Source organism: Pseudokineococcus marinus, assembly GCF_013004605.1.
Taxonomy (GTDB): domain Bacteria; phylum Actinomycetota; class Actinomycetes; order Actinomycetales; family Quadrisphaeraceae; genus Pseudokineococcus; species Pseudokineococcus marinus.
In genome coordinates this window covers 1-9,404 of record NZ_JABEMA010000112.1, presented here as the reverse complement: position 1 = coordinate 9,404, position 9,404 = coordinate 1, and the positions used below count along the sequence as shown (strand labels likewise).

Below are 9,404 nucleotides of genomic sequence, written 5' to 3'. Positions count from 1 at the left end.
TGAGGGTGACGCGGCCGCCGTGGGCGTCGGCGATGGCGGTGACGATGGCGAGGCCGAGCCCCGAGCCCTCGTGCGCCGCGCCGACGCCCTCGCCGTCGCGGGCCGCGGGGCGCGGGGCCAGCGCCTGCCCCTGCTGGGCGCGGGCGAAGATGCGCTCCTTGTCGGCCTCGGCGACGCCCGGCCCCGTGTCGCGCACCCACAGCCGGACGACGTCGCCCTCCACGGCGGACCCGAGCGCGACCTCGTCGTCGGGGCCGGTGTGCCGCACGGCGTTCGACGTCAGCTGCATGAGGGCCTGCACCAGCCGCTGCGCGTCGCCGTCGACGGTCGTGCCGCTCGTGGCGTCGAGGCGCCACCGCCGGTCGCCGAGGGCCCGGACGCGCCCGAGCGTGCGCTCGACGACGAGGTCGACGTCGACGACGCCCCAGCGCAGGAAGTCGGGGCGCTGGGACTGCGCCAGGAGGACGAGGTCGTCGACGAGGCGGTGCATGCGGTCCAGCTCGTCCAGCGCGAGGTCGCGCGTCTCCCGGACGTCCGCCGGGTCGTCGGGGTCCATGAGCTCGACGTGGCCGCGCACCACGGTGAGGGGCGTCCGCAGCTCGTGGCCCACGTCGTCGAGCAGCTGGCGCTGCCCGGTGAAGGCGCGCTCGAGGCGCTCGAGCATCCCGTTGACGGTGCGGGTCAGCGCGGAGACCTCGTCGTGCCCGCGCACGGGGATGCGCTGCGACAGGTCCTCCTCGGTGAGCCGGCGCGCCGTGTCCGAGAGCAGCTGCAGGGGCCGCAGCAGGCGTCCCGCGACGGCGGACCCGACGAGGGCGACGAGGGCGAGGGCCGCGAGGGAGGCGAGCAGGTAGGCGGTGGCACCGCTGCGCACCTGCGCGCGGGCCGCGTCCACGTCCGTCGCCGTGACGAGGACGCCCGCGCGCGGGTCGCCGGGCACCGTCACCGGGACGGCGACGTAGCGCAGGTCCGTGGGCGTCCCGCCGACGTCGGCGACGACCGAGCCGAGCACCGGGTCGTCGGTCGCGGCCAGCCCCTCCACGCGCTCGCGCAGCTCGGGGAGCTCCTCCGGGCGCAGGGTGCGCTCGCCGCCCGGCACGAACGGCACGCTGCCGTCGAGGAGGACCATGACGCCCTCGCCCGAGTCGGGCACGTTCTGCTGCAGGACGTCCCGGAGGAGCTGCTCGACGTCCGCGTACGGCTGGGTGGAGCCGGGGCGGGCGGCGGCGAGGGCTCTCAGCTCCTCGACCTCCTGCGCCAGCGACGCGTCGACCCGTCGCTCGACGACGCGCTCCTGGACCCACAGCGCGACGACGCCGGCGACGAGCATGCCCGCCGCCGCCGCCGTGACGACCGCGATCACGAGCCGGGCGGCGACCCCGGGGGCCGGCAGGCGCCTGCGCGGCTCAGCGGTCATCGCCGTCGTCGTCCCCGTGGTCGTCGTCCCCGTGGTCGTCGTCCCCGTCGTCGTCCCCGTCGTCGTCCGCGTCGTCGTCCCCGTGGTCGTCCCCGTGGTCGTCGTCGTACTCGACCGGGGCGGCCGGGGGCACGACGACCGGGGCCTCCTCGGCGGAGCCCGGAGCCGGGTCGGGGGCCGGGTCGGGAGCGGGGGCGGGCGACGGCTCGGGTCCGCCGTCCGGCCCCGAGCCGCCGTCCGGCCCCGACCCGTCGTCCGGCCCCGACCCGTCGTCCGGCGCCGACGGGTCGGGCGAGGGCGTCGGCGCGGGGGAGGCTGCCGGGGTGGTGGGCGCGGTGGTGGGCGCGGTGGTGGGCTGGACCGCGCCCGCGGGCTCCTCGCCGACCACCACAGGGCCGCCGAGGGCGGGGGGCGCCGAGGTGCCCGGGACGACCTGGGCGATGGCGACGCCGGCGCCGAGGGCCGTGGCGACCGCCAGCACCGGCAGGAGGAGGCGCCTTCTCATGCGGCGAGTGTGACCGCCCGGTGCGCCCGGGAGCGTGAGAGACGGATGAGAGACCTCTCACGCGCGGGCCGGTCGTGCCGGTCGTCAGTCGGTGAACTCGTGCTCCGCCGCGGGGAAGGAGCCGTCCTCGACGTCCGCCGCGAAGGCCGCCGCGGCACGGCCCAGCTCGCCCCGCAGGTCGGCGTAGCGCTTGACGAAGCGCGGCGTGCGGCCGCCCCCGAGCCCGGCCATGTCGGTGACGACGAGGACCTGGGCGTCCGCCCCGGGCCCGGCGCCGATGCCGACCACGGGCACGGCCAGCTCGCGGGCCAGCCGCTCGGCGACCGCGGAGGGCACCATCTCGACGACGACGGCGAAGGCGCCGGCGTCCTGCAGCGCCAGCGCGTCCGCGAGGAGGCGGTCGGCGTCGTCGCCGCGGCCCTGGACGCGGTAGCCGCCCAGGGCGTGCTCGGACTGCGGGGTGAAGCCGACGTGGCCCATGACGGGCACCCCGGCGTCGACGAGCGCGCGCACCGACGGGGCGACGGCGGCGCCGCCCTCGAGCTTGACCGCCGCGGCGCCGCCCTCCTTGAGCATGCGCACACCGGTCGCCAGCGCCTGCGCGGGCCCCTCCTGGTAGCTGCCGAAGGGCAGGTCCGCGACGACGAGCGCCCGCGCCGTCCCGCGCACGACGGCGCGCGTGAGCACGAGCATCTCCTCGACCGTGACGGCGAGGGTCGACGTCTGCCCGAGCACGGTCGTGCCCGCCGAGTCGCCGACGAGCAGCACGGGCACGCCCGCGTCGTCGAGCGCGGAGGCGGTGAGCGCGTCGTAGGCGGTGAGCATCGCCCAGCGGCGGCCCTCGGCCTTCCACCCCTGCAGGGTCGTCGTCCGGACGACGCGGGGCGTGCGGGCGGGCGCCGCCGGGGGTCCGCCGGGCGTCGTCGGCGGTGAGCCGTAGGGCGCCGGCTGCTCGCTCACTCGTCCTCCTCGCGCCAGTGCGTCGTGATGGGCAGGCGGCGGTCGCGCCCGAAGGCGACGGCGGTCGTCTTCGGGCCGGGGGCGCCCTGGCGCCGCTTCCACTCGGCGCGGTCGACGAGGCCGACGACCTTCTCCACGTCCTCGAGGGCGTGGCCCGCCTCGAGGAGCTCCGAGCGGCCCATGGCGCGCACCACGTAGTCCTCGAGCAGCGCGTCGAGGACGTCGTACTCGGGCAGGGAGTCCTGGTCAGTCTGGTCGGGGCGCAGCTCGGCCGACGGGGCCTTGGTGATGGAGGCCTCCGGGATGGGCTCCCGCTCCCCGCGGGCCCGGGCGTCGGCGTCGCGCCAGCGGGCGAGTCGCCACACGTCGGTCTTGGCGACGTCCTTGAGCGGCGCGTACCCGCCGACCGAGTCGCCGTAGATCGTCGAGTAGCCGACCGACAGCTCGCTCTTGTTCGACGTCGTCAGGACGAGCTGGCCCTCGGAGTTCGAGACGCCCATGAGCAGGGTGCCGCGCACCCGCGCCTGCAGGTTCTCCTCGGCGACGCCGCTCATCGGCACGTTCGCGAGGAAGGCCTCGACCATCGGTGCGACGGGGTGCACGCGGTAGTCGATCCCGAGGCGCTCGGCGAGGTCGTCGGCGTCGCTGCGCGAGTGCTCGGTCGAGTACGCGCTCGGCATGGAGATCCCCACCACGCCCTCCGCGCCCAGGGCGTCGACGGCGAGGGCGGCGCAGACCGCCGAGTCGATGCCGCCGGAGAGCCCGAGCAGGACCTGGCGGAAGCCGTTCTTGCGGACGTAGTCGCCGAGGCCGAGCACGAGCGCGGCCCACAGCTCCGCCATGTCCTCGAGCGGCTCCGCGAGGGGCGCGGGCACGGGCTCGCGCGCGGGCGCGGGCTCCTGCGAGACGACGACGCGCTGCACCCGCTCGACGTCGGGCGGGCTCGGGTCGCCCTCCGGGAGGTCGAGGTCGACGACGAGGAGCTGCTCGGCGAAGGCCTCGCCGCGGGCGAGCACCTCGCCGTCCGGGGCCACGACGACGGAGCCGCCGTCGAAGACGAGGTCGTCCTGCCCGCCGACGCTGTTGACGTAGGCGAGGACGGCCTCCGCCTCGTGGGCGCGCCGCCGGCACAGCGCCAGGCGGGTGTCGTCCTTGGCGCGCTCGAAGGGGGAGGCGTTGAGGACGACGAGGAGCTCGGCGTCGGCCTCGCGGGCGGCCGCGACGGGGCCGCCCTCCTGCCAGAGGTCCTCGCAGACGGCGACGGCGACGTCGACGCCGCGCACGCGGGCGACGAGGAGGTCGCGGCCGGGCACGAAGATCCGGAACTCGTCGAAGACGCCGTAGTTCGGCAGGTGGTGCTTGGCGTACCGGCCGACCTGCCGGCCGCCGTGGAGCAGCGCGGCGCAGTTCTGCGGCAGGCCCTTCGGCACGCCCGTGGCGCCGCTCTCGCTGCCGGCGGACTCCTCGCCCCCGCCCTCCCGCTGGCCGCGCCCGGCCGCGCTGACGCCCTCGGCGACGGGGCCCGAGGCGCGGTCGACGTAGCCGACGAGGACGGGCAGGTCGCCGAGCCCGTCCGCGGCGAGGTCCTCGGCGAGGCGCCCGACCGCGGCGCGGGAGGCGTCGACGAACGAGCGCCGCAGCGCCAGGTCCTCCACCGGGTACCCGGTGAGCGCCAGCTCGGGCAGGACGAGGAGGTCGGCGCCCGCGGCCGCGGCCTCGGCGGCCGCGCGCCGGACGAGCGCCGCGTTGCCGTCGAGGTCGCCCACGGTGGTGTCGACCTGGGCCAGGGCGAGGCGCAGGGAGGGCATGCCGCGAGCGTAGCCACGGCGACCCGGGGGTCCGGGGCCCGCGGGCCCCGGATCGCGCGACCGTCCTCGCCCCGCCACGGTGGGCCCTCACGACCCTCGAGCTCCCGCCGCCGGCGGACCCGCGGCCGGGGCGAGAGCGAGGAGGGTGCCGTGGGCGCGGCGAGGTCCCTGGAGGTCCCCCCGGGCATGACGGTCGTCGACGACGAGGACGAGCCGGAGCTCGTCGACGCCGACGGCCGTCGTGTGGACACGTGGAGGGAGGGCTACCCCTACGACACCCGCATGCCCCGGGAGGAGTACGCCGTCGAGAAGCGGCGCCTGCAGATCGAGCTCCTCAAGCTGCAGCGCTGGGTCAAGAGCACGGGGGAGCGGCTGGTCGTCCTCTGCGAGGGACGCGACGCGGCCGGCAAGGGCGGCACGCTCAAGCGCTTCACCGAGCACCTCAACCCGCGGGGCGCCCGCGTGGTCGCGCTCGAGAAGCCGACCGACCGCGAGTCGACGCAGTGGTACTTCCAGCGCTACGTCGCCCACCTGCCGGCCGCGGGCGAGATGGTCTTCTTCGACCGGTCCTGGTACACGCGGGCCGGTGTCGAGCGGGTCATGGGCTTCGCGACGCCGAGCGAGTACGACCGCTTCATGGCGCAGGTGCCGCTCTTCGAGCAGATGCTCGTCGAGGACGGCGTCCACCTCGTGAAGTTCTGGTTCTCCGTGACGCGGGCTGAGCAGCGCACCCGCTTCCTCATCCGGCAGATCGACCCGGTCCGGCAGTGGAAGCTCAGCCCGATGGACCTCGAGAGCCTCGACCGCTGGGACGACTACACGGAGGCGAAGGAGGCGATGTTCGCCCGCACGGACCGCCCCTACGCCCGCTGGGTCGTCGTCAGCACCAACGACAAGAAGCGCGCCCGGCTCGAGGCCATGCGGGTGGTGCTGTCCCGGTTCGACTACGACGACAAGGACACCTCCGTCGTGGGGGAGCCCGACCCTCGCCTCGTCGTCCGGGCGCGCAGCATCCTCGAGGTGGACCGCCGCCCCTGAGGCGGGGGAGCGGTCAGGAGCGCTCGCTCGTGCGGCTCGCCCGCCCCGCGTCGGCGCTGTCGTCGCCGCGCTCCCCGCCGTCGTCGCCGCCGTCGGCCCGCTGCTCGCGCCGCTCGGCGCGCAGGTCGGCGACAGCGGGCACGAGGGCCAGGAGGACGAGCGCCACGGCCACGAGCAGGCTGGCCGACAGGGCCCGCCCGTAGTCCTGCGCGTCGCCGCCACCGCCACCGCCGCCGGAGGCCGCGACGACGCCGAAGTAGACGGCGCCGACGAGGGCGATGCCCACGGAGGAGCCGATGCGCTGGCTCGTCTGCAGGACCCCGCTGGCCGAGCCCGAGCTCTTCGGGTCCACGACCGACAGGGTCAGCGTCGTGTTGGGGGAGATGACCACGCCGCTGCCCGCGCCGCCGACGAGGAGCGGGACGACGAGGGCGAGGCCCAGCTGCCAGGGCTCGAGGGAGCCCGACAGGGTGGCCACGACGGCGAGCACCCCGAGGAGGCCGACGGCCACCGCCGCCAGCCCGCCGACGACGAGGCGGCGGCCGAGCCGCGAGACGGCGCGCCCGGCGATGACGGGGGTGATGGCGCCGCCGACGGCGAACGGCGTCTGGGTCAGGCCGGCCTCGAGGGGTGACATGCCGAGGCCGTCCTGGAGGTAGATCGACAGGACGAAGAAGATCGTCGTGAAGCCGGTGAAGTAGACGAGGCCCACGAGCACGCCGTTGCGGTACCGGCTCTCGCGGAAGAGCGCGAGGTCGACGACGGCGTCGCGCCCGGCGCGCCCGCGCCGCCGCTCCCAGCGCACGAAGGCCACGGCCAGCGCCGCCGACCCGACCCACAGGGCCGCCCAGGCGACCGCGGACGGCTGCTCGAGGAGGGGGAGGAGCAGCGCGGTGAGGGTCAGGGCGAGCAGCGCGACGCCGACGACGTCGACCTGCGGTCGGCGCCCGCCGTCGTCCGCCGGGCGACCGGCCGGGAGCCACCGCATCGCCAGGACGACGCCCGCGACGCCGATGGGGATGTTGACGAAGAAGACGAGGCGCCAGGACGACGGGTCGGGGTCGAGCGAGAGGATCGTCCCGCCGAGGAGGGGGCCCACCGCCGTCGACAGGCCGATGCTCGTGCCGAGGAGGCCGAAGGCCCGCCCGCGCTCCGGCCCGGAGAACAGCGACTGGATGAAGGCCGCCACCTGGGGCTGCAGGAGGCCGCCGCCGACCCCCTGCAGCAGGCGGAAGGCGAGCAGCCAGCCGGGGGAGGGCGCCAGTCCGCACGCGAGGCTCGCCAGGGTGAAGGTCGCGAGCCCCGCGACGAAGACCCTCCGGCGCCCGTGCGCGTCGCCGAGCCGTCCCGCCGGGACGAGCACGAGGCCGAAGGCCAGCGCGTAGCCGGACAGCACCCACTGCAGGTCGCTGCCGCTGGCGCCCAGGTCCTGGCTGATCGAGGGGAGGGCGACGTTGATGATCGAGACGTCGAGCAGCGTCATGAAGCCCGACACGAGGCAGACCGCCAGCGCCTTCCAGCGGCGCGGGTCCTGGCCCGACGCGTCCCCCTGCTCGCGTCCCCGGCCGTCGCACTCTCCGCCGCGAGGACGCGGGGTGCGGCTCTCGTCGATGCCGTCGCCGGGCTCGGGGTGCGCCTGCGGGGACTGCCGGGGAGTGCTCGTCACGCCGGGACGGTATGCCGGGGCACGCGACTCCACCCCTCGGGAGCACGGGGCCGCCGGAGGACGGGCTGGCGGAGGACTGGCTGGTGGAGGACGGGCTGGCGGGTCCCGGGCTACGAGGTCACGGGTCGCCGGGCCACGGGTCGCGGGGCCACGGGTCGCGGGGTCACGGGCTGCGAGGTCATGGGCGACGGGGCCGCGGGCTGCCGGGTCTCCGGGGCGCGCCGCTGGCAGGATGGGCGCCGCGCCCGCGGGCGCACCGCGCACGTCGCCGGGACGAGGTCCGCAGGACCAGGCCCGGCGGCCGGTGGCCCGCCCGCACGGGTCGCCGCGCCCGAGGGGCGAGCGCGGCCCGGCACCGGCGAAGGGATGGGGACGGATGGACCGCCAGCAGGAGTTCGTGCTCCGGTCGATCGAGGAGCGCGACATCCGCTTCGTCCGGCTGTGGTTCAGCGACGTGCTGGGCGGCCTGAAGTCGGTGGCCATCGCGCCCGCGGAGCTCGAGGGCGCCTTCTCCGAGGGCATCGGCTTCGACGGCAGCTCGATCGAGGGCCTGGCGCGGCGGTCGGAGGCCGACATGATCGCCCGGCCCGACCCGTCGACCTTCCAGGTGCTCCCGTGGCGCGGCGACGGCGGCAGCGCGGGCACCGCGCGCATGTTCTGCGACGTCCTCACGCCCGACGGCGAGCCGGCGCTCGCGGACTCCCGCAACGTGCTCAAGCGCACCCTGTCGCGGGCGGCGGAGAAGGGCTTCACCTTCTACACGCACCCCGAGATCGAGTTCTACCTCTTCCGGGGCACGCCCGCGGACAGCGTGGGCGACGGTCGGACGGACCCGGTGCACCCGCCGGTCCCCGTCGACACCATGGGCTACTTCGACCACGTGGCGGGGGGCGCGACGCACGACTTCCGGCGGGCGGCCATCGCGATGCTCGAGGCCATGGGCATCTCGGTGGAGTTCAGCCACCACGAGGCCGGCCCCGGGCAGAACGAGATCGACCTGCGGTACGCCGACGCGCTGACGACCGCCGACAACGTCATGACGTTCCGCACCGTCGTCAAGGAGGTGGCGCTGCAGCAGGGCGTCTACGCCTCCTTCATGCCGAAGCCCCTGGCCGACCAGCCGGGCAGCGGCATGCACACGCACCTGTCCCTCTTCGAGGGCGACCGCAACGCCTTCCACGAGCCCGGCGCCAAGTACGAGCTCAGCGCGACGGCGCGCCACTTCATCGCCGGCCTCCTGCGGCACGCGCCCGAGACGACGCTCATCACGAGCCAGTTCGTCAACAGCTACAAGCGGCTGTGGGGCGGGTCCGAGGCGCCCTCGGACATCGCGTGGGGGCACAACAACCGCTCGGGGCTCGTGCGGGTGCCGATGTACAAGCCCGGCAAGGCGCAGTCGGCGCGCGTGGAGCACCGAGGCATCGACGCGGCGGCCAACCCCTACCTGGCGTACGCCGTCCTGCTGGCGGCCGGCCTCAAGGGCGTCGAGGAGGAGTACCCGCTCGCCGAGGGCGTCGACGAGGACGTGGCGCTGCTGTCCGGGGCCGAGCGGCGAGCGATGGGCATCGGCCAGCTCCCGGCCAGCCTCGACCACGCGATCTCGCTCACCGAGGGCAGCGAGCTCGTCGCGGAGACGCTGGGGGAGAGCATGTTCGAGCACGTGCTGCGCAACAAGCGCGCCGAGTGGGTCGACTACCGGGCGCAGGTGACGCCGTTCGAGCTCCGCCGCTTCCTGTCCTGGCTCTGAGGTCGACGACGTGACGGGCGGCGAGGGGGCCGGCGTGGAGCACCACGGCACCGAGCGCGAGGGGTCGGGCGGGGGCGAGCCGCTGCGGGTGCTCGTCGTCCAGCACGAGGACGTGTGCCCGCCCGCGGTGCTCGGCGACGCGCTGGTGGGGGAGGGCGCGGTCGTCGACGTCGTCCGCCCCGACCTCGGGCAGCCGCTGCCGTCCTCGCTGGGCCGGCGGGGCCCCGGCCGTCGCCACGGCGGCCACGACGCGCTCGTCGTCC

At 76.0% G+C, this 9,404-nt stretch carries 7 protein-coding genes and 1 pseudogene; 3 read left to right on the top strand and 5 right to left on the bottom strand.

Features of this window, described 5'->3' with window-relative positions; all coding sequences use genetic code 11:
• The 4 genes from HLB09_RS09000 to HLB09_RS08985 all read right to left on the bottom strand — a co-directional run.
• Nucleotides 1-1,417, bottom strand: a 1,417-nt coding sequence (locus HLB09_RS09000; protein WP_171203051.1) for a sensor histidine kinase, incomplete at its 3' end; no start/stop codon positions are given.
• Nucleotides 1,407-1,922, bottom strand: a complete 516-nt coding sequence (locus HLB09_RS08995) for a hypothetical protein (protein WP_171203047.1) — start codon at nucleotides 1,920-1,922, stop codon at nucleotides 1,407-1,409. The genes HLB09_RS08995 and HLB09_RS09000, both read right to left, overlap by 11 nt.
• Nucleotides 1,923-2,006: 84 nt before the next feature.
• Complete coding sequence (gene panB / locus HLB09_RS08990) at nucleotides 2,007-2,900, bottom strand: 3-methyl-2-oxobutanoate hydroxymethyltransferase (protein ID WP_281359331.1); 894 nt, start codon at nucleotides 2,898-2,900, stop codon at nucleotides 2,007-2,009.
• Nucleotides 2,879-4,690 carry an NAD+ synthase gene (locus HLB09_RS08985; protein WP_171203049.1) on the bottom strand — a complete coding sequence of 604 codons (1,812 nt, stop codon included), beginning with the start codon at nucleotides 4,688-4,690 and terminating at the stop codon, nucleotides 2,879-2,881. The genes panB and HLB09_RS08985 overlap by 22 nt, the downstream gene beginning before the upstream one ends.
• Before the next feature lie 186 nt (nucleotides 4,691-4,876).
• On the opposite strand from HLB09_RS08985, the gene ppk2 reads away from it, so the two are divergent.
• Nucleotides 4,877-5,728 carry a polyphosphate kinase 2 gene (gene ppk2 / locus HLB09_RS08980; RefSeq protein WP_171203053.1) on the top strand — a complete coding sequence of 284 codons (852 nt, stop codon included), beginning with the start codon at nucleotides 4,877-4,879 and terminating at the stop codon, nucleotides 5,726-5,728.
• Between the two features lie 13 nt (nucleotides 5,729-5,741).
• On the opposite strand, the gene HLB09_RS08975 is transcribed toward ppk2, so the two are convergent.
• Entirely contained in the window at nucleotides 5,742-7,394 is a 1,653-nt protein-coding gene (locus tag HLB09_RS08975; RefSeq protein ID WP_212770807.1) for an MFS transporter, read from the bottom strand.
• Nucleotides 7,395-7,770: 376 nt separating this feature from the next.
• On the opposite strand from HLB09_RS08975, the gene HLB09_RS08970 reads away from it, so the two are divergent.
• Together HLB09_RS08970 and HLB09_RS08965 are read left to right on the top strand one after the other, a co-directional pair.
• A complete protein-coding gene (locus HLB09_RS08970) occupies nucleotides 7,771-9,141 on the top strand; it encodes a glutamine synthetase family protein (protein ID WP_171203048.1) in 1,371 nt (456 codons plus the stop codon).
• A 10-nt stretch (nucleotides 9,142-9,151) separates the two neighbouring features.
• Nucleotides 9,152-9,404: pseudogene (locus HLB09_RS08965) on the top strand (hypothetical protein); the annotation flags it as partial.

Coding starts and splice junctions, on each gene's coding strand:
- HLB09_RS08985 (WP_171203049.1), bottom strand. CDS start 4,690: ATGCCCTCCCTGCGCCTCGCCCTGGCCCAGGTCGACACCACCGTGGGC.
- HLB09_RS08970 (WP_171203048.1), top strand. CDS start 7,771: ATGGACCGCCAGCAGGAGTTCGTGCTCCGGTCGATCGAGGAGCGCGAC.
- HLB09_RS08995 (WP_171203047.1), bottom strand. CDS start 1,922: ATGAGAAGGCGCCTCCTCCTGCCGGTGCTGGCGGTCGCCACGGCCCTC.
- ppk2 (WP_171203053.1), top strand. CDS start 4,877: ATGACGGTCGTCGACGACGAGGACGAGCCGGAGCTCGTCGACGCCGAC.